The sequence below is a fragment of the Lactobacillus helsingborgensis genome (assembly GCF_000970855.1).
Classification (GTDB): domain Bacteria; phylum Bacillota; class Bacilli; order Lactobacillales; family Lactobacillaceae; genus Lactobacillus; species Lactobacillus helsingborgensis.
Genome location: NZ_KQ034046.1, coordinates 1,025,945 through 1,048,322, shown reverse-complemented (window position 1 = coordinate 1,048,322; position 22,378 = coordinate 1,025,945). Strand labels below are relative to the sequence as shown.

The 22,378-nt window shown below is 34.4% G+C and carries 26 protein-coding genes, 1 tRNA gene and 1 other annotated feature; of the genes, 19 read left to right on the top strand and 8 right to left on the bottom strand.

What is annotated here, in order from left to right:
* Nucleotides 1-17: 17 nt before the first annotated feature.
* Nucleotides 18-596, bottom strand: a complete 579-nt coding sequence (locus JF73_RS04885; RefSeq protein ID WP_370448315.1) for a phosphatase PAP2 family protein — start codon at nt 594-596, stop codon at nt 18-20.
* 254 nt (nt 597-850) lie between these two features.
* Between JF73_RS04885 and JF73_RS04880 the strand changes: the two genes are divergently transcribed.
* Together JF73_RS04880 and JF73_RS04875 are read left to right on the top strand one after the other, a co-directional pair.
* Nucleotides 851-1,771, top strand: coding sequence for a hypothetical protein (locus JF73_RS04880; RefSeq protein WP_143435079.1), 921 nt, complete (start codon nt 851-853; stop codon nt 1,769-1,771).
* Nucleotides 1,772-2,380: 609 nt separating this feature from the next.
* Nucleotides 2,381-3,085 (top strand): hypothetical protein, encoded by a 705-nt coding sequence (locus JF73_RS04875; protein WP_046327206.1) that lies wholly within the window; start codon nt 2,381-2,383, stop codon nt 3,083-3,085.
* Nucleotides 3,086-3,674: 589 nt separating this feature from the next.
* On the opposite strand, the gene JF73_RS04870 is transcribed toward JF73_RS04875, so the two are convergent.
* From JF73_RS04870 to JF73_RS04860, 3 genes are all read right to left on the bottom strand, one after another.
* On the bottom strand, nt 3,675-4,505 hold the full coding sequence (locus tag JF73_RS04870; RefSeq protein WP_046327205.1) for a hypothetical protein: 831 nt from the start codon (nt 4,503-4,505) through the stop codon (nt 3,675-3,677).
* A 472-nt stretch (nt 4,506-4,977) separates the two neighbouring features.
* A tRNA-Ser gene (locus JF73_RS04865) sits at nt 4,978-5,066 on the bottom strand.
* Nucleotides 5,067-5,243: 177 nt separating this feature from the next.
* Complete coding sequence (locus JF73_RS04860; RefSeq protein ID WP_046327204.1) at nt 5,244-5,612, bottom strand: MerR family transcriptional regulator; 369 nt, start codon at nt 5,610-5,612, stop codon at nt 5,244-5,246.
* 140 nt (nt 5,613-5,752) lie between these two features.
* On the opposite strand from JF73_RS04860, the gene JF73_RS04855 reads away from it, so the two are divergent.
* The 5 genes from JF73_RS04855 to pnuC all read left to right on the top strand — a co-directional run bounded on the left by JF73_RS04855 (nt 5,753) and on the right by pnuC (nt 9,459).
* Entirely contained in the window at nt 5,753-6,160 is a 408-nt protein-coding gene (locus JF73_RS04855; RefSeq protein WP_046327203.1) for a carboxymuconolactone decarboxylase family protein, read from the top strand.
* Between the two features lie 154 nt (nt 6,161-6,314).
* The gene (locus tag JF73_RS04850; RefSeq protein ID WP_046327202.1) at nt 6,315-7,022 is read left to right on the top strand and encodes an AzlC family ABC transporter permease; all 708 of its coding nucleotides are present in this window, start codon (nt 6,315-6,317) and stop codon (nt 7,020-7,022) included.
* On the top strand, nt 7,009-7,332 hold the full coding sequence (locus tag JF73_RS04845) for an AzlD domain-containing protein (protein ID WP_046327201.1): 324 nt from the start codon (nt 7,009-7,011) through the stop codon (nt 7,330-7,332). The genes JF73_RS04850 and JF73_RS04845 overlap by 14 nt, the downstream gene beginning before the upstream one ends.
* Nucleotides 7,333-7,470: 138 nt before the next feature.
* Nucleotides 7,471-8,625 (top strand): cation:proton antiporter, encoded by a 1,155-nt coding sequence (locus tag JF73_RS04840; RefSeq protein ID WP_046327200.1) that lies wholly within the window; start codon nt 7,471-7,473, stop codon nt 8,623-8,625.
* 120 nt (nt 8,626-8,745) lie between these two features.
* Nucleotides 8,746-9,459, top strand: coding sequence for a nicotinamide riboside transporter PnuC (gene pnuC, locus JF73_RS04835; protein WP_046327199.1), 714 nt, complete (start codon nt 8,746-8,748; stop codon nt 9,457-9,459).
* Nucleotides 9,460-9,486: 27 nt separating this feature from the next.
* On the opposite strand, the gene JF73_RS04830 is transcribed toward pnuC, so the two are convergent.
* On the bottom strand, nt 9,487-9,795 hold the full coding sequence (locus tag JF73_RS04830) for a TipAS antibiotic-recognition domain-containing protein (protein WP_052727775.1): 309 nt from the start codon (nt 9,793-9,795) through the stop codon (nt 9,487-9,489).
* Between the two features lie 156 nt (nt 9,796-9,951).
* Between JF73_RS04830 and JF73_RS04825 the strand changes: the two genes are divergently transcribed.
* From JF73_RS04825 to JF73_RS04810, 5 genes are all read left to right on the top strand, one after another.
* Nucleotides 9,952-10,485: a dihydrofolate reductase gene (locus JF73_RS04825; RefSeq protein WP_046327198.1), complete on the top strand. Its 534-nt coding sequence runs from the start codon at nt 9,952-9,954 to the stop codon at nt 10,483-10,485.
* A complete protein-coding gene (locus JF73_RS09625; RefSeq protein WP_143435077.1) occupies nt 10,463-10,651 on the top strand; it encodes a hypothetical protein in 189 nt (62 codons plus the stop codon). The genes JF73_RS04825 and JF73_RS09625 overlap by 23 nt, the downstream gene beginning before the upstream one ends.
* 61 nt (nt 10,652-10,712) lie before the next feature.
* Nucleotides 10,713-10,952, top strand: a binding site (T-box leader).
* 46 nt (nt 10,953-10,998) lie between these two features.
* Nucleotides 10,999-11,847: a MetQ/NlpA family ABC transporter substrate-binding protein gene (locus JF73_RS04820; RefSeq protein ID WP_038522860.1), complete on the top strand. Its 849-nt coding sequence runs from the start codon at nt 10,999-11,001 to the stop codon at nt 11,845-11,847.
* Nucleotides 11,848-11,865: 18 nt separating this feature from the next.
* Entirely contained in the window at nt 11,866-12,927 is a 1,062-nt protein-coding gene (locus tag JF73_RS04815) for a methionine ABC transporter ATP-binding protein (protein ID WP_046327197.1), read from the top strand.
* Nucleotides 12,920-13,621, top strand: coding sequence for a methionine ABC transporter permease (locus tag JF73_RS04810; RefSeq protein ID WP_038522854.1), 702 nt, complete (start codon nt 12,920-12,922; stop codon nt 13,619-13,621). The genes JF73_RS04815 and JF73_RS04810 overlap by 8 nt, the downstream gene beginning before the upstream one ends.
* A 55-nt stretch (nt 13,622-13,676) precedes the next feature.
* Here JF73_RS04810 and hbs read toward each other — a convergent pair whose 3' ends face one another.
* Nucleotides 13,677-13,958 (bottom strand): non-specific DNA-binding protein Hbs, encoded by a 282-nt coding sequence (hbs, locus tag JF73_RS04805; protein ID WP_038522851.1) that lies wholly within the window; start codon nt 13,956-13,958, stop codon nt 13,677-13,679.
* A 166-nt stretch (nt 13,959-14,124) separates the two neighbouring features.
* Nucleotides 14,125-14,979: a glycosyltransferase family 8 protein gene (locus tag JF73_RS04800; protein WP_046327196.1), complete on the bottom strand. Its 855-nt coding sequence runs from the start codon at nt 14,977-14,979 to the stop codon at nt 14,125-14,127.
* A 210-nt stretch (nt 14,980-15,189) separates the two neighbouring features.
* On the opposite strand from JF73_RS04800, the gene JF73_RS04795 reads away from it, so the two are divergent.
* From JF73_RS04795 to JF73_RS04770, 6 genes are all read left to right on the top strand, one after another.
* Nucleotides 15,190-15,903 carry an SLAP domain-containing protein gene (locus JF73_RS04795; protein WP_046327195.1) on the top strand — a complete coding sequence of 238 codons (714 nt, stop codon included), beginning with the start codon at nt 15,190-15,192 and terminating at the stop codon, nt 15,901-15,903.
* 30 nt (nt 15,904-15,933) lie between these two features.
* On the top strand, nt 15,934-16,416 hold the full coding sequence (locus JF73_RS04790; RefSeq protein ID WP_046327194.1) for a nitroreductase family protein: 483 nt from the start codon (nt 15,934-15,936) through the stop codon (nt 16,414-16,416).
* Between the two features lie 189 nt (nt 16,417-16,605).
* Entirely contained in the window at nt 16,606-17,601 is a 996-nt protein-coding gene (gene dhaK, locus JF73_RS04785) for a dihydroxyacetone kinase subunit DhaK (RefSeq protein WP_046327193.1), read from the top strand.
* 19 nt (nt 17,602-17,620) lie between these two features.
* Nucleotides 17,621-18,205, top strand: a complete 585-nt coding sequence (gene dhaL, locus JF73_RS04780) for a dihydroxyacetone kinase subunit DhaL (RefSeq protein ID WP_046327192.1) — start codon at nt 17,621-17,623, stop codon at nt 18,203-18,205.
* Complete coding sequence (dhaM, locus tag JF73_RS04775) at nt 18,202-18,573, top strand: dihydroxyacetone kinase phosphoryl donor subunit DhaM (RefSeq protein ID WP_046327191.1); 372 nt, start codon at nt 18,202-18,204, stop codon at nt 18,571-18,573. Before dhaL ends, dhaM begins: the two co-directional genes overlap by 4 nt.
* Before the next feature lie 133 nt (nt 18,574-18,706).
* A complete protein-coding gene (locus JF73_RS04770; protein WP_046327190.1) occupies nt 18,707-19,426 on the top strand; it encodes an MIP/aquaporin family protein in 720 nt (239 codons plus the stop codon).
* Between the two features lie 60 nt (nt 19,427-19,486).
* Here the strand turns inward: JF73_RS04770 and JF73_RS04765 are convergent, their stop codons facing one another.
* The gene (locus JF73_RS04765; protein WP_046327189.1) at nt 19,487-20,380 is read right to left on the bottom strand and encodes a LysR family transcriptional regulator; all 894 of its coding nucleotides are present in this window, start codon (nt 20,378-20,380) and stop codon (nt 19,487-19,489) included.
* Between the two features lie 205 nt (nt 20,381-20,585).
* Here JF73_RS04765 and JF73_RS04760 point away from each other — a divergent pair, with 205 nt between their 5' ends.
* Complete coding sequence (locus JF73_RS04760; RefSeq protein ID WP_046327410.1) at nt 20,586-22,370, top strand: FAD-binding protein; 1,785 nt, start codon at nt 20,586-20,588, stop codon at nt 22,368-22,370.
* Nucleotides 22,371-22,378 lie beyond the last annotated feature (8 nt).

Below are 22,378 nucleotides of genomic sequence, written 5' to 3'. Positions count from 1 at the left end.
TCAGGGGTGTTTTTTGATTAAATAATTAAGAAAAGTAGCTGCTGTGCAATACTAAAGCATAAAACTGCTAGAGAAGTAGCTCCCAAAATGTCTGAAGGAAAGTGAGCTTTAAGACTAATTCGCGATATCACAACCATCAGCCAAATGATAGCTAAAATTAATAACAGCCGATTTCCTAATTGATTGGCAAAAATTTGCCAGATTATTAATGCCATTACCGTGCTGCCTAAAACATGACCGCTCGGAAAGCTATAGCCTTCTTCTAAGTCTGAGTGCAAAATCGGACGTTTTCTACGCATCCATTTTTTTAAAAATATTCCTATTAAATCCGTAAAGCCTAAAGTAAATAGCACCCAAAAAGCAAGTAAATTTTTATTTTTACTAATTAAGAAACTAGCAAGAAATACGTCTAAGACCACTAGTAGTTTAGGATCATTTATAAAGGCTATAATCTGCCAGCCAATCCCATCGTGCTTTCTAATCAGTAGTTTATGGTGAAGCCAATGATCGAATAAGTTGAACCGACGAGAATTTCTGACATTGAAAATAAGTAGCAACAATATGGCTGCAGATAAAATTGCAATCCAGAAGTTAATATTCAAAGTCAAATCCCTACCTATAACTATTACTCGTTTGTATTTTAACAGCAACTTTGTTTGGTATAAAAATAAAAACTTACTCTTGAATAAAACTTAAGAATTGCAATATTAGTAGACTTTTTCGATATAAGTAATAGTTTTAATTAATGATGATAAAGGTAAAATATAACTTAAAATTAAAACTTGACTTTGATGAAAAACAACTTAAAATTGATGATATCAATGATATGCTGGATTTTGAGGTGAGAAAAATGGCTGATAATAAAACTACTAAACAGGAAACTGTCGGTGAAGCTTTACGTGATATAGCTCATCATGAACATGCTTTTGCTTTAGCTGATAATTCTACTAACCATATTGGTGACCTAGCTGTTTATGGCACACTTTATCTTTTGACAATTTTACAACCCTATATGCTTAGATTTGAGTGGATTTTTGTACTTCTAGCTCTAGTGGCAGTAATTAGTTTAGTTCGTTACCAGAATTTTTTAAGACATAAAATTGCTTGCAAAAAAATGACTCCGTTTTTTGTCAATACTAGTTTGATTTCAACAGGAGTTCGGGCATTTGTAGTAGTTAATGCACCTTTGTTTGCCTATAGCCTCTATACTAAGGGGCAGTTCAATGTCTTTATTTCCATTATAGCTGGTCTAGTTGTGGCTATAATTGGGATGTCTTGGCAATATCATTATCTAATTAATCGCCAAGTAATTGACAGACAAGAGCAATCGCCTAAGCAGACTTTTAAAAATGCTACTAAGTTCATTATTAATAGTTGCAGAAAAAATTATATTAGCCGTGGCTATTTGTTTGATATTGTTTGTGCTTTTGTGGTTTGCTCAAACAATATTTCTTATAAGGAATTTATCCTAGTTAACCTTGAAGCTTGGCAATTTGTCTTAATCACTATTTTAGTTATATTGGGAGCGATCATATTTCAAAAGTTTTTACGAAATAAGGTTGCTGCAAAGGATATCAGTAAAAGCTTTAAATGGGGCTCTTTAATTATGACTGCAATTCGAGGCTATTTGATTATTGCTGCACCATGGATTGCTACATGCTTGTTCTCGGGCAGTGCTATTAACTGGCTTACTGTGAACTTGATAGGTTTATTTGTGGCAACTTTTGTTGTAGCTGTACAATATCATTATTTATTAAAAAATGATGGTTAGTAAAGATTAGATAAATTATTGTTTTGTCATAATTATGGACCAAAAAGGATTATTTTTTATCAAGATTCTGCTTTCCTAGTTAAAAGAAAGTAAGATAAGAATTTTGAAGCAGATTCACAAGTTCAAGAACCTTGATTTACGTTAAGCAGATGAGAGTTAAAAACACGTTTTATACAAAATTAGTAGTATGATTATTAGTAAGGTTAATTAACGATACAAGAATTCAATGAACTATATGACTACAATAACAAGTTTTAGTATTATAGTGAGAACATATTAGATTTTTGGCAAAAATAGATTAATTAACACAACAAAAATTGCTGGTAGAAATTAACTCGAAGTTTTATTGACCATAGGTTGTTTTGAAGAATAGTGACATAATTGATGTGGAAAAAGCAATACTGGGAATATGAACAAAGTTAATATGTTTGATGTATAGCTGTAGTTGAGGTCTAGAAGTAAATAAGATTACGGTAAGTAGAATAGGTTAATAGGTTGCCAAAGCAACAGAGCAAAGATCATAATTTTTAAGAAAACTTTAGAGATATAATTAAACATCCTAAAGTTTATTTTACCGTATTTATAATAATAATTTTATAAGAGAATTATATGAATGATATCAATAAAAATTTTAAAAAACTGATAATATATACAAGTTTAACAATGTTGCTTTATGTGGTGATGGCTTTTTTTACTAGTCGTATTTGGGTTGAAGCAATTTTGATTATATTAATTTTAGCTGTTATATTTTATACGGAATTTAAAATAGTTCCGAGAATTGTTTTTGAGGATTTAAAAGAACTTAAAGTAATTAAAAATAGTAAATTTCTTTATAAATATGATAATTTAACTATTATTCTTGTGGGTTATACTTTGCAATGGCTATTTATTGTTTTTGTCGGACTATTTATGAATCATTTTTCTTTTAAGAATCAATATGGTACTTTTTTTTCATTAATTATGTATCTTATATTTGGCAGTGCACTTGGAATAGATTTTTTTAGAGTTTGCAAAAGAAAAATAAATACAATTTGTAAAGGTGAAAATCAGTTTATTTTAAAACTTTATGAAAAAGCTAGTTTATCAATTCTGTCCTCGGTGTCGGTATTCTTAATTGCGTTAGTAAGTTTACTAGTTATTGTAGAAAAAGATAATGAAGAAGTAGTTGTAATAGCGAATTTTTTGTATTTTATAAATGGTTTCATTACCCTTTATACACCGATTTTAAATATGTACTTTTGTACTAAAAAAATACAACAAAAAGTAAAACAAAATGAAGGGATAAAGGTACAACTACTGGATAAAGCGGGTTAATTTAAAGAAAATAAATTTGACACTAATACTAGACAATTTATTTACTAATGAGTTTTGTACTTAAATTTTGGATGTAAAACAAATCAATTAGATTTTGAATCGCAGAGTTTATAATTTCCTATATATTGTTATAGAACACACACTAAAAGATAAATAGCTAAGATGGGACAGAAAAGTGATGAATTAGAAGTAATTTCGTTGTAATACTTTAAAGTGTGAAAATAGTTATTGTAAGGTTATAGGACGTAAATAGTGTTGGCTATATATAGCATAATGTCAATAATGAACTTGTAAATGTAATATATTTACATAAATATACCCAATTTAAGACAAATTTGGGGGAGTCTCATCAATTAGATTTGAGTGACTCTTTTATTACATAACAATATAATAAACATAATATCATTAGTTGAAATTTAATAAAACAGAATCATATTTAATCCATGGTTCTTATTAGTATTTTTGGGTGGCTTAATTTTAATAGTGTATGCAAAAGGGCATAACCCTGTTGTATTTGTGTTACTTCTAAGAAATCTAAATTCGAATAGTGATTTCTTAGAAGTTTTTCATTTTCAAAAATATTTAAATCTTATTTTTTACTTAAGCCAATTAATTCTATAGTAGACAATATAACTTCTCCAGCAGTTAAATCAGCCGTTACTTTGCTGACTTGACCTTTTTCAGCAATTTTGCCTAATATTTCGTTTAAATTATCATCAGAACCATCTTCCGATATTAAATTACCTCTGCCTTTTATTGGCCGTATGACATATCTTCCGGGTTTAATATCAAGTCCTACTAACCATATACCAGCACTTATTTTTGTTTTATATGTATATTTATCTGGTGTTGGTGTGAAGCTTGTAGACTCTATCCAATCTATCTTGATTTTGTCGTTTTTTACTAAGTTGGTAGTAAAAGAAGTTAACCGATCGCCATTAGCATCGTTTCCTAAAATAACGTTAATAGTGAAATCGCTGTTAGATAAATTACCACTGCCCTTGACAGCTTTAATAACGTATCTGCCTGGCTTGATATCTCTGCCGACTTTATACTTACCAGCACCTAAAGTAACTGCTTTAGCAGTGTTTTTCACTGGTATAAATTTGGAAACCTTTTTGGTAGTATAAGCAGAAAGCTTTTTTCTCTTTTTTATCGGTGATGGCTTTTTAAAATGATGTGTGGTAGTCTTGTATGTTTCATTATGACTTTCGGAATCTTTTGAATTTGAGACAAAGAAACCACAAATTAAAACTAGTATTAACCCCCATACCCACCAACGTTTCACTAACAGCTCCTTTGATGGATTTTTACTTGGTGTTGATGCTTCTTTATAATTTTTGTTATTTTCTAATTTTCTATCACTAATAATTATGTAAATAACAAAGATTATTAGTGCAATTATCCATAATAATTTCATTTGCCTTCTCCCATTATACTTGTAACTATACATTTATAATTTACCATTTTTATAACTGTCTTAAAAGAATAAATTGGTATATGTTTTTCAGTGCTATTGAACATCATATTCTACATGGACAACTTTTCCGAGTATTTTCGGTGGCCTTTTTTACTAAGAATAATAAGGCCATAGTTTCTGTTCTTTGGTATTTTAATGTGAATAATTTTCTAGAGGGTTCATGATCAAGGGTTAAATCAAGATATCTATAATGTTTTGCTCGGTAAAAATTGGTTCGCCACAAGCAACATTAACAATATTCAAATACAATAACATTCTAATTTAAAAATTGGTAGATTATAAATAAAGGAGCAGTTATAGAAACTGCTCTTTTATCTTGAATAATGTATTACTTTAATTAAAAGGTTGCGAACATTTGGCGATCACATAAATTAAAAATGTTGATATACCAAGTTTTAAGACCATATATTTAAGGAGAGTACAGGATTTGAACCTGCGCGCCAAGGAAAACTTGGTTCGCCGGATTTCGAGTCCGGTGCATTACCACTCTGCCAACTCTCCATAACGAATAACATTATACCGTATCTGAAAATTTTTTCAACTTGACATTTATCATAAATCGGTAAAAAGAGTACTTGCTTTGCATTTAGTCAGACTAGTCAAAACTGAGCTTGCTATTTACCGGCTCATAGTCAATCAATAGTTTTTATAAAGGCAGTCAAAGTAAAAGAATTACCATCATTCCTTAAAATCTCCGATTGTTTTGAGATAAGTTTTGATTTTCTGTTCTACAAATGCAATATTATCATTAATTTTCTTTTCTTCTTCATGTAAATTATCTAGTTGATTGAACAACAAAACCAGCCGTTCAGGAATAGTTTGGTCACCCACATAGCGCAATTTAGCATATTTTTGCATTTCTTTGATGCTCATACCGGTCTTTTTTAAGCGCGAAATAAAACTAATCCAAGCCACATCTTTTTTGGTATAAAATCTGCGGTTGTTTTTATCACGACTGGGAAAAAGCAGTTTTTGCTTTTCGTAGTAACGCAGTGTGTCAATTGAAAAGCCACTAAGTTCGGCAAATTGACCAATTGAATATTTCATCTGATTTCCTTCCTTAACAGTATATGATTATATTTTACCATGTCGTAATATTTTTAAAATAGTAGTTGACATGGACTGCACTCCAGCAACTATTCTAATAACTGTTGAAACAAGTTTGCAGAATAAAAAGGAGAGATACTATGAAAAATGATGAACGCTATCAAAAAGGTTTAGCAAATTTAGAAAAAGTTGACAGCGAAGGTGGTAAATCCGTTATTAAATCACTGGCTGGCTTATCTGAAGACGTCGGGCGCTACATTATTGAGTTTGCGTTTGGTGATGTATATGATCGCGGTGTTTTAGATCTAAAGCAAAGAGAAATGATCACCATCACAACTTTGTTAACACAGGGCGATACCGAACCACAGCTGAATGTTCATATCAATGGTGCCTTGAATGTTGGTTTAACGCCGGAAGAAATAATTGAAACTTTTATTCAAACTATTCCTTATGTGGGCTTTCCCAAAGTGCTGAATGCGATTACTGTTGCTAAAGAAGTGTTTAAAGACCGCGGAGTAGATTTTACAAAAACAAATAAAAATGAATAAGCTCATTCCTGAAACTAGCTGCTACTTTTTAGCGAGCTAGTTTTTAGTTGGCGAAATATTTTATGACTGAAAGGAGTTTGACTTTTTTAATCGTCTAATGTAAGCTAACTTCAATTTAATTTTATATTAATGTTTCAAGATAAAGAGGTGCAAGATGGATAGCTCATTAACTAAACGTGCTGCAGTGATAGATGCAATTCCAACAGTCTTTGGCTACGTTGGTATTGGCATGGCTTTTGGCATTATTGGCAAAGCAAGTGGTTTTTCTACTTTAAATGTCTTTTTGATGTCTGTAATTATATACGCTGGCTCTGCCCAATTCACTACTGTGAGCATGTTGGCTGCGGGCAGTCCTATTGCTTCAATCATTTTGGCTACTTTTTTAGTCAATTCCCGTATGATTTTAATGAGCACCACGGTAGCAAGGTATTTTAAAAAAGATAATTTGGGTAAGGGCATTCTGATCGGCACTTTTCTGACAGATGAGAGTTTTGCCCTGAGCATGAATAAGGTTAATTATACCTCTGGTAAAATGACCTTCGATTGGTTTAATACCGCAAATATTGTGTCTTACATAACTTGGTTAATTGCCACTCTGATTGGTTCATTCCTAGGCAGTTTTGTTACTAGTCCAGAGAAATTTGGACTTGATTTTGCTCTTGTAGCCATGTTTATTGGCTTATTATATTTGCAAGTTGTTGGTGATAAAAAATTGCAGAAACTTTTGCAGATTATTGTCATAGCAATCACTTTTGTTTTGACGTATTTACTGACAATTGTCTTACCAGCAAATATGGTTGTGATAGTGGTAACCCTGATTGGTTGTAGTTTAGGAATGGTGCTTAAGTATGTCTTCTTCTAATTATACGTTGTTAACGATTTTAGGCTGCGGTCTTGCGACCTGGTTATCAAGGATAATTCCCTTCATTTTGTTAAAAAAATTTTCTTTACCAGAAAAATTGGTTGATTTTCTTTCATTTGTGCCAATTGTGATTATGTCTGCGCTTTGGTTCAGTAATTTATTGCTCGCAAAACCGGGACACTTACCCCAATTTAATGTGGAGTATGTTTTAGCATCAATTCCAACTTTTGCCGCCGCGATTATTAGTAAGTCATTGTTGGTTATTGTGTTAGTGGGGATAGTTTCTTTGGCTGTTATCCGCTTAATTTAGCAGCTATTAGGTAAGTTTGTTATAATATCAATACTAATAAGTATTAGGTTGGAGTCATAGACTTTCAAGAATTAGTTTCAGGTTTGGGTTGCCTGTCTGATTTTTGAAGGTCTTTTTTATGTGGAAAGTAGATTTAAAATGCAATTCTTAGAAACTTTATTTATCATTTTGCTGGCAACACTAATTGGCGGCCAGTTAAGCAATAGATTGAATTTACCAGCGGTCATAGGTGAACTTCTTGCCGGGATTATAGTAGGCCCGGCAGTATTAAACATTGTGCAACCAAATGACATGATAAAAGTCTTTTCTGATTTGGGAGTAATTCTATTAATGTTTTTAGCTGGTTTAGAAAGTGATCTAAAGATATTAGTCAAATTATTACGTCCCAGTTTTTTGGTAGCTGTGTGCGGAATGATAATACCAATCATAGTAGCTTATGCCACTGGCATCTTTTTTCATTTTTCACAATTAGAAAGCATCTTTTTAGGATTAACTTTTGCGGCAACTTCTGTTTCAATTTCGGTGGCTGTTTTGCAGGAAATGGGTCGATTAAACAGCAAAGAGGGGCTGACTATTTTAGGAGCAGCAGTGGTTGATGACTTACTTTCGATTTTATTATTAAGCGTTGCTACAAGTATGATCGGGGTTGCAACCGCCAAAAATAGTGCCGGTTTAAAATTAATATTGGCGATATTCCTGCAAATTCTTTACTTATTTTTGCTGGCTTTTATCAGCGTCAAGATAATACCGCGACTATTTAAGTTAAGTCAAAAAATCACCTTACCAGCTTCGGAGACTCTTATAGCTATGATAGTGATCATTTTAAGTGCTTGGGGAGCAGAAATTGTTGGTCTGAGCAATGTCATTGGGGCATTTTTTACTGGATTGGCTTTAAGCAAAACTCAAGCTCAAAAAAGCTTAAAACAAAATTTTACTGCTATTGGTTACAGCAGCTTTATTCCGGTCTTTTTTATCAGCATTGGCCTAGAAATGAGCATTAAAAGCATTGCCAATGATTTCTTACTGTTTTTGCTTTTAACGGTAGGGAGCATACTTTCAAAATTAATTGGAGCTGGCTTAGGGGCAAAAATAGCTGGTTTTACCAATTCAAACGCTTTTTTGGTCGGAACGGGAATGGTTACTCGCGGAGAAATGGCTCTGGTGGTTGCACAAATAGGTCTGTCTAATCATTTACTGGCGCCGTCTGCTTATTCTACTGTGATTGGAGCTATTATTATGACCACTGTTTTATCACCTTTTTTGTTAAAATGGGCAATTAGCCATAGTAAATAATCCAATTTTAGGTGGCACATTTTTATCAGATAAAAGTTCGATTTCTTTTCCCACACTTCAAGTATGGTATGATTAAAAACATGTTTTCATTCAATTTTGATGGAGGGATAGATTTAAAAAATGAAAATGCAGCTGAATACTGGAATTTTTAAAATGCAATGGTATATCAACCAAATGCGGGGTTGGAGTTTTAAGACTTATATGTTATTGATGTTGGGAATAGGTGTTATTATCGGCACCACTTTTTCATCGTCAGTAAACTTTATTTCACTAATTACCATGGTAGCAGCCATATTGGGATTTACTTGCACTCTTGCTATCACAAATGCCAGACCGATTAACGGCATATTGGGGTTAGTTTCAAGTATTATTTATATTATCGTTTCTGTTGCTGCGCAAAATTATGCCAACATTATTTTGCAAGCCATCTATATTTTTCTTTTAGACTTACCAGTTTTGCTCTTGCCGTCTTGGACGAAAAATGCTGAAAAACATATTCGTGGTTTGAATTTTAAAAATTGGGTTTTTAGCTTATTATTTTTCTCTGTTGTTTTAAGCCTGCTTTATTTAATGGATACCCGAATTTTTATCAGTCCCAGACCCTGGATTGATGCCACCGCAGGTGCAGTCGGTATTACTGGTTCGATGCTTTGTATGTTGCATTATAGAGAGCAATATTATTTTTGGACTATTCAGGGGATTTTAGCAATAATACTTTGGGGTGTAACTGCTTTTCAGGGGGATGCAAATCTGACATTATTTTTGACCTACATTTTGTATTTAAGCAATGATTTATTAGCTTTTACGGATAAGCACACACATTGGTTCCATTAAAAAAGTTCTTCTGTTAGGAAGAACTTTTTATTTTGCTAAATGTTTCTTGACAATTCTGCTTAAAATTTTGGTTGCACCTTTTCCCGCCTTATCATCATAATATGACTGATAACGGGTATCAGTGTCATAGGCACTAACAATTCCCAAATGTATTTCAGGTGAATAATTAGGCATAATGATTTGTAGCCATTTCTGATGCTTTTTAAAAATTTCAGCGCTAAGCTCTGCTTCTTTTTCAGGTTCCTTGACTACAGCTTGCAAGTCCCTTATTAAATCGGCTTCTGTCTGTTTCATTAGGTTGTATTTTTCATCTGTAAATTGATCCGCTTTAGTCATTTTTTCCTCCATCATTTTATCTACTTAAATAACTATAGCAATATTAAAAGCGAAAATCATGTGTAAATTGATTTGTCGTTTAAAAATAAACGGCAGATATGCGAGTATTTCCCAAAGTGCACTCAAAAACGGTATAATTAAGTTAAAGGAGAACAAATGATTACTTTTGTATGGGCTGAAGATCAACAACATCAAATTGGTATAGAGGGGCATTTACCGTGGAAATTGCCCTTGGATTTACACCACTTTAAAGAAATAACTTATGGTCACTCAATAATAATGGGGCGTAAAACTTTTATGAGCCTGCCTAAAGTCTTGCCGGGCAGAAAACATGTAGTTCTGACAACTAGTAAAGAATTAAAAAGAAAATATCAAAATAACAAAAATGTCGTAATTGTGCAGTCAAAGAATGAATTACAAGAATGGGTTGAAAAACATAAAAACCAGAATTTATGTGTGATAGGAGGCAATTCGGTTTTTAAAGCTTTAATTAAGCAGGCAGACTACTTGGAAAAAACGGCAATAAAAGCAACTTTCACTGCTGACACAACAATGATTCCAATCAAATATGATGAATTTAGTTTGATTAAAAAAGAAAGTCATTACCCTGATGAGCAGAATAAATATTCATTTGACTTTTTAACATATAAAAGAAAGGAGCAATCTAATGAGACGAATATTAACATCTAGTCTAATTTTAATCATCTGTATCCTAACCTTGATAAGCAGTTTTATTTTAGCAGAGAACCTGGATCATAATTATTGGTGGCAAGTAATCGGTATGGGAATAGTTACTTTTGCAGTCGGACGTTTTTATTTTGACCAAATAAAGTCATACCATGAAAATAGCAAATAATTTTAATTTTGTGGTTGACAGAATAAATTTTAAATGCTAAATTAATAAACAATTAAATAATTAATACATCTTGAAAAGCAGAGTAACTATTACTCAAGTTAATAAAGAGAGCTAACGTTTGGTGAGAGTTAGTTAACGAAGTGTAGTGAACATGGGCTCGAAATGATGACTGCTGGTGATATTTAGCTAGTGGCGGAGTTGCATCCGTTAGAATTGCAAGCTATTGGTAGATAGCTAGTGAGATTTATTACGTGAGTAATAAATAAAATAAAGGTGGTAACACGAAGCACTCGTCCTTATGTTAGGATGAGTGCTTTTTTTTATTGAAAAATTGGGAGGTTTTTCAAATGACAAAGAAAAGTCGCAATATAATTATTGGAGTTGTGGTAGCTATAGTTGTAGTAGCTATTGCTTGGTTTAGTTTTGGTAAAAAAGGTGATAATCAAAAGAGCAATCACGTTGTCACTGTGGGTATTGTTAGTGAAACCAAGCCCAAGCAAATTATTTGGCAACATGCTGCTGCTTTGGCAAAGAAAAAGTACGGGGTAACAATTAAGATTAAAAACTTTACTGATTATAACCAACCTAATAAAGCTGTTAAAAGTGGTGATATTGACCTCAATGCTTTTCAACACTATGCCTTTCTTAAAGCTTGGAATAAGGCAAATAAAGGCGGTGTAGTTGCAATTGGTCGGACTGAAATTAACCCAATTAGGTTATACTCCAAGAAGTACCATAAATTAAGTGAGATACCGAAGGGCGCTACGATTGCTGTTCCAAATGACGCAAGTAATGAATCACGTGCATTATTTGTTCTTAAAAATGCTGGTTTAATTAAGTTACGCAAAGGTAAAATTTTAGTTTCTGCTGCAGACGTAATTAAAACCTCTAAGAACATCAAAGTTAAAGAAGTTAGTGCTGATCAATGTGGTCGAGTAATTAATTCTGTTGATGCCGCTGTAGTTAACAATGACTTTGCCGGTCCTGCAGGCTTAGGTAAGAAGCAAACTATCTTCATTGAACCAGTTAATAAAGATTCTTTACAATGGGTAAATATCATTTGTGCAAAGAAAGGTCAGGAAAAGAATAAAGATTATTTAGCTGTAGTAAAGTCATATCAAACAGCTGAAACTAAGCGCTTAGACAAGAAGTTTTATGGTGATATGAGTAAACCAGCTTGGGACGTTAAGTTTTAATGATCGGAGAAGAATGTAATGGGGATTGTTGAATTAGAACATGTTAATGTTGATTTCGCTGACAAAAAAGGAAAGGTTGTACATGCTGTTCACGACGTTAATTTAACGGTAGAAAAGGGTGATATCTATGGCATCGTAGGTTTTTCTGGAGCAGGCAAGTCTACTTTAGTAAGAACTGTTAACTTGTTGCAGAAACCAACTGCCGGAAACATTAGAGTCAATGATACTGATTTTGTCAAAGACGGCAAGCAAGTGATAGCTAATAAAAATTTACAATTAGCGCGTAGAAAGATCGGCATGATTTTTCAAAACTTTAACTTGCTAAATGAAATTAGTGTAGTTGACAACGTATCCTTTGCCCTAAAGCATTCTGGTCTGAAAGAAAAAGAAATAAAGGAAAAATCACTAAATTTATTGGACCTGGTCGATTTAAAAGAGAAGGCCAACTTTTACCCAGCTCAGCTTTCAGGTGGGCAGCAGCAAAGGGTTGCGATTGCCCGCGCACTTGCAAATGAACCAGATATTCTAATCTCTGATGAGGCTACTAGTGCTCTTGACCCTCAAAATACTGCACAAATTTTATCTTTACTAAAAAAGTTACAAAAAGACCTTAATCTGACAATCATTTTAATCACACACGAAATGGGTGCTGTTAAGAAAATTTGTAACAAAGTTGCTTTGATGCAATCTGGTCAAATAATTGAAAAAGGCAACTTGCGTGATGTGGTGCTTCATCCACAAAATGATCTTACTAAAAGTTTTGTTGGTGGCTCCCTTGAAGTCATTAATACGCTTAAGTCACTTAATTTGGACAAACTTAATGATAACGAAGCAATTTACCAATTAGTCTATAGTATGGCAAATGTGACCAAAACCATCATCATTGATTTGTACCGTCAAATTGGCGTTGAAGCAAGTATGTTATATGGTAACGTGGAATTATTAGATGACGAACCAATTGGTACATTGCTAGTTCAAGTTAAAGGCGACAAAGACAAACAACAAGCAACAGTGGACTTTTTAAGAAAAGAAAAAGTGGCAGTTACTCGACTAAACGAAAAGGGGGACCTATATGAGTAGTTGGTTTAACAGTGTTTTTCCTAATGTGGTGCAGTTAGGCTGGTTAGGTGATACCGGCTGGGGTACCAGCATTATTCAAACATTATTTATGACTTTTTGGTCTGGTATTTTTGGTGGCATATTAGGATTAATCTTCGGAGTTATTCTAGTTTTAACTAAAAGTGATGGTATTAGACCAAACAAATTCTGGTTTAATATTTGTGACAAAATAGTTTCGATTTTCAGGGCAATCCCATTTATTATCTTGCTGGCATTTATCGCACCAGTCACTCAAAAAATAGTGGGCACTCAGATTGGCGTCAAGGCTGCACTTGTTCCTCTAACTTTGGGAGTTTTCCCTTTTTACGCCCGTCAAGTACAAGTCGCACTTGAAAGTGTTGATCACGGTAAAATTGAAGCTGCTCAAAGTTTGGGAGCTACAATTTGGGACATTATTTTTAATGTCTATATTAATGAAGCAAGATCTGAGCTTGCACGTGTTTCTACAGTTACAATTATCAGTTTAATTGGACTGACAGCAATGGCCGGTGCTATTGGAGCAGGAGGACTAGGTAATACAGCTATTTCATACGGTTACAATAGGTTTAATAATGACGTAACGTTTGTTGCGACAGCTTTAGTCATTATTCTAATATTTATCATTCAAGTGATTGGTGACTTCTTCGCTACCAAGTTAAATCATCAAAATCATTAAATATAAAAAACAACGAGCTAAAAACTCGTTGTTTTTTCGTATTTATTAATAGAAATTATTTAACTGCATCCTTTAATGCTTTACCAGGCTTGAATGCTGGTACTTTGGTTGCAGGAATGGTCAAAGTCTTACCAGTTTGTGGGTTTCTACCTTTTCTAGCAGCACGATCACGTACTTCAAAAGAACCAAAACCAATAATTTGTACCTTTTCGCCTTTTGCCAAATTGTCTTTAATTGATTCAATTAAAGCGTCGATAACTTTTTCAGCATCCTTTTGCTTAAGGTCAGTTTTTGCTGCAACTTCTTTAGTAAGTTCAGATTTGTTAATTGAAGCCATAATTCTTCTCTTTTCTATAAAAAATATTACACATTCAATGCTAAAAATAGCCGAGTATTTTCTATACCTAGACCACGTCAAGCATTGTGTCGCTTGATATTCGGCAACTTTTATTATTTTAGCACAGATATAGCTTCCTTCAACAGTAAAACGCTAAATGTTATATTTATTTTTCTTGTTTTAACAGGCGATTGACCATTTGTTGGTAATTCAAATACAAGGGTTTGAAACGAGAATGTTTTTCTTTTTGCCAGGGTTTTGGCTTACCACAAAAATGCAAAATCGAAGTGTTTTTCATAACCCATTCAGTATTAATTTCACCCGTACTTCTTGTCAAGTAAACTGAAAATGCCCTGGCATCATAGTTCCATCTTGTTTCGGGTATTTTTAAAATGTCCTCACCGTACAAGTAATTTAATATATCTTGGTCTGGCAAAATTAAAGTGTCGTGGTGTTCTTCAATTGCCTGTGTAATATCCTCAATATTTATTTTTACACGCATCTGGTCTAAATCCATTAGCATTATTCCTGAATTAAAATATCCAGTTGACGTGCCAAGCCTAATGTTATTAATTGAACTCATAATGTCGGTTAAACCTTCATGTACTGAGGCAGCAAACATTTTACCCTGTAAGTCTAATTGCCATAAAGGGACGATGGAATTGATTACTAATATATCGGGATCCAGGTAAATAATGCGATGCAAATCAGCTGGCAAAATCTTGCTTGATAGTAATCTGAAATACATTTCTTTAGGATAGTCATGCAAGTTAAGCAGGGAATCGGGAAAACTAATATTTTTATTCATTGTTAGCGTCATTACGTCAATGCCTATCTTTGCCCCAAATTTTTTTAATTTAGTCAAAGAGTGCCGATTGATATTGTCGTAAATCAGCCAGACCCGAAAATTTTCATTCAAGTTGTTGAGTTTAAGTGAGTACATCATTACTTCAAGTGGTTTGATATAATTCTGGTCAATAGTGACCAAAATTTCGATTGGTTCTTTTTGCTGCTTTTCCATGGAGTCCTTCCTTTGAAGCGTAAGTTTCAATTTCATTCTTTACTAGTATAAAGCAAAAATGAAATTATTACCTTATAATATAAGTGGTAAAAGTATTAATCATTGGTTAAATTAGTTTATGTACAGCCTGTTTTCACTGGCAGACAAGAAATTATTTATTCAAAGTAGTAGAATGTATATAAATAAGTTTTTTAATAATGAGGTGTCAATATGAAGAAAAGACTATTGTTAAGTATAGTTGGGGTTGCTACTCTGACTATTGGTTTGAGTACGAGCAGACCGGTTTTGGCCGCAGATACAGCTGCAGCTTCTTCAAGTCAAAATCAGACTACTGCTTCAAGCACCAATACAGCTGAAGGAAATACCAATACCAGCACTAATACTGATCAAAATCAGACGAATACAACAGGAGATAAGAATAATACTTCGTCCCCGTCAGATACTAATAAGGAACCTAACAAGAATACTACTAATACCAGTAACGCGTTTAAGTATGTTGGTAAAACTGTTAAGTTAAAGAAAAATGCCTATATTTATGATAGTAAAGGTAAAAGAATTAAAAACAAAAAGCTGAAAAAGGGAACAATTCTTTCAATTATTGGTCTTAAGACGGTTAAAAATAAGAGTTACTTGCAAATATCAGTCAATGGTAAGAAAAGTAAGAAGGATGAATACATCAAGCCCGGTAATGTGAAACTTTTTAAAGTTGCCAGCTATAAAGTCAAACGGAATGCTAAAGTCTACAATAGCAAAGGCAAGCTTCTGGTAAAAGGCAATAAATATTCTTACGTTAAAAAAGGTAAGACAGTTTTTGTATTTAGCGTCAAGAAGGTCAAAGGCAAAAAGTTTGTAGGAATTTCTGATACAGAATTCTTAAAATGGTCTGATTTAGTTCACAAGACCGGTAAAGCGGTTATTAAATAATTTAGTTTTTGTTTTCTAGGAGGCATACAAATGACTGATCCAGTTTTAAAAAGAGTAGCTGTTAGAAAATACACCAGTGAAAAGGTTGCTCCAGGGGACATCAATAAATTGATTTCTGCTTTTCAGGCTGCTCCATGCGGCATGCATGAGGCAGATGTAATGCAAATGACGGTTGTCGAAGATGAAACCTTATTGTCTAAGATAGAGCAGGTAACAAATAATGCTTGCTATAATGCTCCATTGTTGTTTGTCATTAACGTCAAAAAAGATAGTAGTTTTGGCGAGAGGGATGCCTCAGTAGCGGCAGAGAATTTAATGATTGAAGCTGCAGAGCTAAACTTAGGTTCAGTTTATTTGATGAATGCGGCTTTAGTTCTTAATTCTGCGAGTGATTTGCAAAAAGAATTGGGTATTCCTGCTGGTTTTCAGACATGTGTGATAGTAGCTTGCGGACATGCTGCTGAACAGCCAGATAATAATCGTGCCAATCGGTATCAGGTTATCAGAAAATAACAGGTCTTTTAAAAACAAAATTTTTAAAAAGCTTTAGTTAATCTTTTTACAAGAAAACTAAAGCTTTTTTGCTATCAAAATATATAATTTTTGCAGACTCAATGGTTTATGCAATCTGTACTTGGTATAATAAATAATGTAAGCGTTACAATTAAATTGTTTTTTCAGTTTGTTTAAGGAGTATAAGTCATGAAGAAAATTATTAATGATCCTGCTAATGTTGTACCAGAAATGGTTGATGGTATGGTGAGATCCTACCCGCAATATCTTGAAAAAATAAAAGATACTGCAGCAGTTGTAAGAGCAGATAAAGACTCAATGAGCGGCAAAGTCGGCATTGTCAGCGGGGGCGGTTCAGGTCATGAGCCTACTCACGCTGGTTTTGTTGGTAAAGGTATGCTAAGTGCAGCTGTTTGCGGACAAGTCTTTACATCGCCAACCCCAGATCAAATTTATGAAGCAATTAAAGCTGTTGATCAAGGTAAAGGAGTTTTCTTAGTTATTAAGAACTATTCCGGAGATGTCATGAACTTTGATATGGCAAAAGATATGGCTGATATGGATAATATCAAAGTTAAATCCATTGTCGTTGATGATGATATTGCTGTTGAAAATAGTACTTTTACTCAAGGAAGACGCGGTGTTGCAGGGACAATTTTCATGCATAAAATTGTAGGGGCATTAGCTCAAGAAGGTGCTAGTTTAGACGAAATTGATGCTACTGCTAAAAAGGTCTTGCCGAATATTAAGACTATTGCTGTTGCCCTTTCAGCTGCAACCAATCCAGAAACTGGCAAACCAGGTTTTGTTTTAAAAGATGATGAAATTGAATATGGCGTTGGCATTCACTCTGAACCAGGTTATCGTCGTGAAAAAATTAGACCGGCAAAAGATCTAGTCACAGAATTAGTTGGAAAATTGAACGATGAGATGCACTTAGAAGGGCACAAAAAATATGCGGTTTTAGTTAATGGCATGGGTGCGACTCCTTTAATGGAACAGTACATTTTTAGTAATGATTTACTTGATAAACTAAATGAGTTTAACGTCAATCCGTCATTTATGAAAGTCGGCAATTATATGACTTCTTTAGATATGGCTGGTATTTCTCTTACTATTTTTGAATTAGCAGATGAGAAATGGCTGGAGTATTTGAATAAGCCGGTTGAAACAATAGCTTGGTAATCACAAAGGAGTTTGTAATATGGGGTTAACTGTTAATAACTTAGTTGAATGGATGAATAATTTTGCCACTAAAATTGAGCAAAATAAACAATATTTAAGTGATCTTGACACTGCAATTGGTGATGGTGATCACGGCTTTAATATGAGCCGCGGTATGAGCGCTGTTAGTCAAAAATTAAGTACGATGCCAGATTCTATTACAGATGCTTTTAAGCAAATTGCTATGACTTTAATTTCTACTGTTGGTGGTGCTTCGGGACCACTTTACGGTACTGCTTTTTTAGAAATGGCTAAAAAAAGCAGCTCCACCAGTGATATCGGTGAGTTATTAGAAGCAGCATTAACTGGAATAAAAAAGCGTGGTGGAGCTGTTCCTGGTGATAAAACTATGGTTGATGTTTGGACAGAATTAGTTCCTGAAGTAAAAGACCATTCTTTAACAGCCGCTAAAATCGATGAAGCAGTAGCTCATACTAAAGAAATGGTGGCTAAAAAAGGGCGGGCATCATATTTAGGAGAAAGATCGAAGGGTCATATTGACCCCGGTTCTCAATCAAGCGGCTATCTTTTTAAGGCATTATTAGAAACTGAGGGTATTCTATGAATTTAGGAATTACACTAGTTTCACACGTCCCAGAAATTACAAAAGGTTTGAACCAGCTCTTAAAGCAAGTAGCTAAAGATGTTCCTATTACGATTGCTGGTGGTACAAATGATCAAGACATCGGTACCAGTATGGATAAAATTTTGCAAGCATTTAGTGATAATCAAACAAGCGAAATTCTGGCCTTTTATGATTTAGGTAGTGCCAAAATGAATTTGGAACTGGCGCAAGAAATGACTTCTAAGAAAATACATGTGTATGATGTCTCTTTTATTGAAGGAGCATATACGGCAGCAGCTTTGGTAGAAGCTGGAGTTGATCTGTCTGAGATTGAACAGCAACTAGAACCATTAAAAATTAAAAAGTGAGCTCACAATATTTTTTATTGCAGAAAGGGTTTACATTAAACTAATAAAGTAATATATTCTAAATGGGGACAGTTTACTACTAATAATTATTTTGAGACTTTAAAGGGCTCAATAATCATAGTAGGAGATAAAAATGAATAGTAACTTAACAATGCAATTAATGGGTGAGTTTTTCGGAACTATCATCTTAGTATTGCTAGGAGATGGCGTTTGCGCCGGTGTCAATCTAAAAAAGTCAAAAGCTGAAGGCAGCGGCTGGGTCGCAATTTCTTTTGGCTGGGGCTTCGCTGTAACATTTGGCGTGTTCTGTGTCAGTTGGCTTTGTCCAGGGCATTTTAACCCAGCAGTGTCATTAGGTATGGCAATTGCAAATAAATTACCTTGGTCTTCAGTTTTGCCATATATTGTGGCACAAATAGCCGGCGGCTTTATTGGTGGTATCCTAGTTTGGTTGACATACTACCCACATTGGGCAAAAACAACTGATAAAGGAGGAATTTTAGGTTCTTTCGCTACGGAACCGGCAATTAGGAGCTATGGTTGGAATTTCTTTACTGAAATGATTGCAACATTTGTCTTAGTTTACGGTTTACTCGGATTGACCAATATTAAGTTGGCTCCTGGATTGAATCCACTATTAGCCGGATTTTTGATTACAGCAATCTGTCTTTCCTTGGGAGGACCTACTGGAATCGCTATTAACCCGGCTCGTGACCTTGGTCCAAGACTAGCACATCAATTTATGCCAATAGCTAACAAAGGAGACTCAGATTGGTCTTATAGTTGGGTTCCAGTCTTTGGTCCGTTTCTTGGTGGTACATTAGCTGCATTATTGTTTAATCTTTTATCATAAAGTTCAACTGTAATATCAAAAACTCATGACTGAAAAGTCATGAGTTTTTTTATGCCCAAATTATTGATATTCATCTGGTTTAAAATGTCGCAGTATTTCGATCCCTTTGCGCTGATATTTGTTAGGTATAAAGCTCTTTCTCATTGCTATCTGCATGTATGCCCACAATTTTTGCCCTGGTTTTAACCGAATGACGTGAATATCAGAAACCTCTTTTAGACTGCTTTCCATAGCAAGAGCAATCCCTACATTGCGTTTAACTAATTCAATCATCATTCTCATTGTAGTAGCTGTGTATGAAATCTGTGGCGTAAAATCGCCTAATTTTGCTTCCTGTTCCAGGCATTCTCTAGTTAAATAGCCTCTTTTACGAGCCACAAACTTGCGGTTGCGTAAGTCGGATGCATTAATTTGGTGGACATCCCGCCACTTGTCGCTCGTACTGGTAATAATGACTAGTTCAGTTCTTTGCAGGTTATGAATAAAATATTCGGGATCATTAATAGGAACCATCCACGAATATATCGCCACATCTACAGTGCCATCAGTTAAATCAGAGAATGCGTTAGCCGATCTTTCGATTCTAGATTCAATTAAATTAGCAATATTTGCTTGATAAAATTTTTGTATAATATCGGCGATGTAAAGGCTACCGGCTTCCCCAGAAAAGGCAAGCCGAATTTTTTTGTCACTGGCATGCATCACATCATAATTGATGCTGGCGATATCTTGCAATAGAATTTTTGCTCTTTTATAAAGTAAGTCGCCGGCATCAGTCAAAGTTATTTTACTTTTGCGATTTTTTTGCAATATTAGTGGATCATCGAACTTATCTGCCAACCGCTTCACTGCCATGGAAATTGTGGGCTGGGTAACGTCAAAGAATGCGGCTGTAGTGGTATAGTTACCAGTTTCGACTAATTTACAAAAATATAATAAGTCTTTTTCATTCATGAGTACTTCCTAAATAAATAAAATTTATAAATATATCTGATTAAATTATATTAAATTTAACTTTAATGTACAATAACAAGTTGCTACAATAGTATTTTGTATTATGAAACTAGAATATTTTTTCAAAAAATTTAATTAGACTTAAAAAGTTGGTGAGGATATATTTGGGTTAAGAATAGTTTATAAGAAAGTGATGGTGAAAAATTTGATCTACGATTCAACTCTCAAATGGGACGCCGTTTACGACGTAATTGTCGTCGGATTCGGCGGAGCTGGTGCCGGTGCAGCAAGATTTGCGGCAGATAATAATGCGCACGTTCTCCTCATTGACTCAGCTCCCGAAGGTCATGAAGGTGGCAATACCAGGTATGCTGGTGGTGCTTTTGCTTGGAGCGATAATTTTGCTGATCTCCGTGAATATTATAAGCAAACTTATTATCCCTTTAAGTATGATCCAAAAGATTTAGACGCTTTTGTCAATAATGTTTTGAAGATGAAGGAGTACTCTCAAAAATATTTTGGCATTGAAGCACAATATACTGGGAGAAGACCTCAAGGAGAATATCCGGAATACAAGCATGCAGAAACAATGCGCTCACAAAGCATGACTGCTGGTATGTATAATGGCGGATTCTGGAAATTATTACGTAAAAAAGTTTACGAGCGTTTAGACAAAATTGATGTTTGGTTTGAAAGTCCCGCACAACACTTAATTCAGGATCCTAACACTAAAACCATTTTAGGTGTGCAAATTAAACATCAAGGTATAAATAGAAATGTGGCTGCCAGAAATGGTGTAGTTCTATCATGTGGCGGCTTTGAAAATAACCAAGATATGGTTCAAACATTTTTAGGTCAAGGTTCTTTAGCTCCAATTGGTACTTTGTATAATCAAGGTAAAGGAATTGATTTGGCAGTTGAAGCTGGCGCTAGACTGTGGCATATGTCTAACTATGATTCACATGGTTTTTCTTTAAGAGAAGGCGCGCCAAGAGAAAAATTTGCCTATATGATCAACTGGAAAAGCTTATTTAATGGTAGTATTTTCGTTGCTGGCGATGACGGCACGCGGTATTACCGTGAAGACGAAGAAGACCGTCATGGTTACAAATATAACCACGGCAACTGGATTATGCAGCCTAATCAAAATCATCCACATATCATCATGGATCAAAGGCAATTTGAGCAACTAGCTCATGATGACTCAGATAAGGCTGAACAAATTAAGAGCCTGATTACCTATGCAATAAAAGCTGAAACTATTGCCGAATTAGCTGACAAGATTGCCGCACCAAAATTGGCCGAAGCTGTCAGTGATTTTAACTTTTTAGTCAATGAAAAAAAGCGCGATATGTTTTTAAATCGCAAAATTGAAACAATGCGTGCTTTTGGTGCAGGCCCATATTATGCTATCCCAATTCGCCACAACATTCTGCACACGCATGGTGGCGCTCGTCGTAATGAAAATTGCGAAGTTTTGGACATGGAGAATAATGTTATTCCTCATTTATATGAAGCCGGTGAATTAGGAGATATTTTTGCTACCAAATATATTGGTGCAAACAGTATTGCTGATTTGTTAATTTCTGGCAAAATTGCAGGAGAAAATGCTGCGTGGCCAAAAAGAAAAATGGCTGAAGTTGATGTAGTTACAGGTGCTTCAGAAAACCCTGATCTAAAATCTGATGCTCATGCTTCTTCAACCGATTTTGAATCTGGACCTAATCAGGGGATTGGAATAAGTGAAAATGGCATTAATGATGTCCCAATTGTGGTACGCGTCACGATGTCAGGTGATAAGATTTCTCAAATTGAAACACTGCAAGAAAAAGAAACGCCTTATTTGGGAGGTAAAGCAATTCCCGTTCTAACTAATGAAATGATTGAAAAACAAACTACAGAGGTTGATGCGGTCAGTGGCGCAAGTACAACTAGTGCTGCTTTTAAAGAAGCGGTCAACCAAGCAATTGAGAACGCTGAAAAGCAGTAAAGAAGTGC

Coding starts and splice junctions, on each gene's coding strand:
- JF73_RS04880 (WP_143435079.1), top strand. CDS start 851: ATGGCTGATAATAAAACTACTAAACAGGAAACTGTCGGTGAAGCTTTA.
- JF73_RS04875 (WP_046327206.1), top strand. CDS start 2,381: ATGAATGATATCAATAAAAATTTTAAAAAACTGATAATATATACAAGT.
- JF73_RS04870 (WP_046327205.1), bottom strand. CDS start 4,505: ATGAAATTATTATGGATAATTGCACTAATAATCTTTGTTATTTACATA.
- JF73_RS04860 (WP_046327204.1), bottom strand. CDS start 5,612: ATGAAATATTCAATTGGTCAATTTGCCGAACTTAGTGGCTTTTCAATT.
- JF73_RS04855 (WP_046327203.1), top strand. CDS start 5,753: ATGAAAAATGATGAACGCTATCAAAAAGGTTTAGCAAATTTAGAAAAA.
- JF73_RS04850 (WP_046327202.1), top strand. CDS start 6,315: ATGGATAGCTCATTAACTAAACGTGCTGCAGTGATAGATGCAATTCCA.
- JF73_RS04845 (WP_046327201.1), top strand. CDS start 7,009: ATGTCTTCTTCTAATTATACGTTGTTAACGATTTTAGGCTGCGGTCTT.
- JF73_RS04840 (WP_046327200.1), top strand. CDS start 7,471: ATGCAATTCTTAGAAACTTTATTTATCATTTTGCTGGCAACACTAATT.
- pnuC (WP_046327199.1), top strand. CDS start 8,746: ATGAAAATGCAGCTGAATACTGGAATTTTTAAAATGCAATGGTATATC.
- JF73_RS04830 (WP_052727775.1), bottom strand. CDS start 9,795: ATGACTAAAGCGGATCAATTTACAGATGAAAAATACAACCTAATGAAA.
- JF73_RS04825 (WP_046327198.1), top strand. CDS start 9,952: ATGATTACTTTTGTATGGGCTGAAGATCAACAACATCAAATTGGTATA.
- JF73_RS09625 (WP_143435077.1), top strand. CDS start 10,463: ATGAGACGAATATTAACATCTAGTCTAATTTTAATCATCTGTATCCTA.
- JF73_RS04820 (WP_038522860.1), top strand. CDS start 10,999: ATGACAAAGAAAAGTCGCAATATAATTATTGGAGTTGTGGTAGCTATA.
- JF73_RS04815 (WP_046327197.1), top strand. CDS start 11,866: ATGGGGATTGTTGAATTAGAACATGTTAATGTTGATTTCGCTGACAAA.
- JF73_RS04810 (WP_038522854.1), top strand. CDS start 12,920: ATGAGTAGTTGGTTTAACAGTGTTTTTCCTAATGTGGTGCAGTTAGGC.
- hbs (WP_038522851.1), bottom strand. CDS start 13,958: ATGGCTTCAATTAACAAATCTGAACTTACTAAAGAAGTTGCAGCAAAA.
- JF73_RS04800 (WP_046327196.1), bottom strand. CDS start 14,979: ATGGAAAAGCAGCAAAAAGAACCAATCGAAATTTTGGTCACTATTGAC.
- JF73_RS04795 (WP_046327195.1), top strand. CDS start 15,190: ATGAAGAAAAGACTATTGTTAAGTATAGTTGGGGTTGCTACTCTGACT.
- JF73_RS04790 (WP_046327194.1), top strand. CDS start 15,934: ATGACTGATCCAGTTTTAAAAAGAGTAGCTGTTAGAAAATACACCAGT.
- dhaK (WP_046327193.1), top strand. CDS start 16,606: ATGAAGAAAATTATTAATGATCCTGCTAATGTTGTACCAGAAATGGTT.
- dhaL (WP_046327192.1), top strand. CDS start 17,621: ATGGGGTTAACTGTTAATAACTTAGTTGAATGGATGAATAATTTTGCC.
- dhaM (WP_046327191.1), top strand. CDS start 18,202: ATGAATTTAGGAATTACACTAGTTTCACACGTCCCAGAAATTACAAAA.
- JF73_RS04770 (WP_046327190.1), top strand. CDS start 18,707: ATGAATAGTAACTTAACAATGCAATTAATGGGTGAGTTTTTCGGAACT.
- JF73_RS04765 (WP_046327189.1), bottom strand. CDS start 20,380: ATGAATGAAAAAGACTTATTATATTTTTGTAAATTAGTCGAAACTGGT.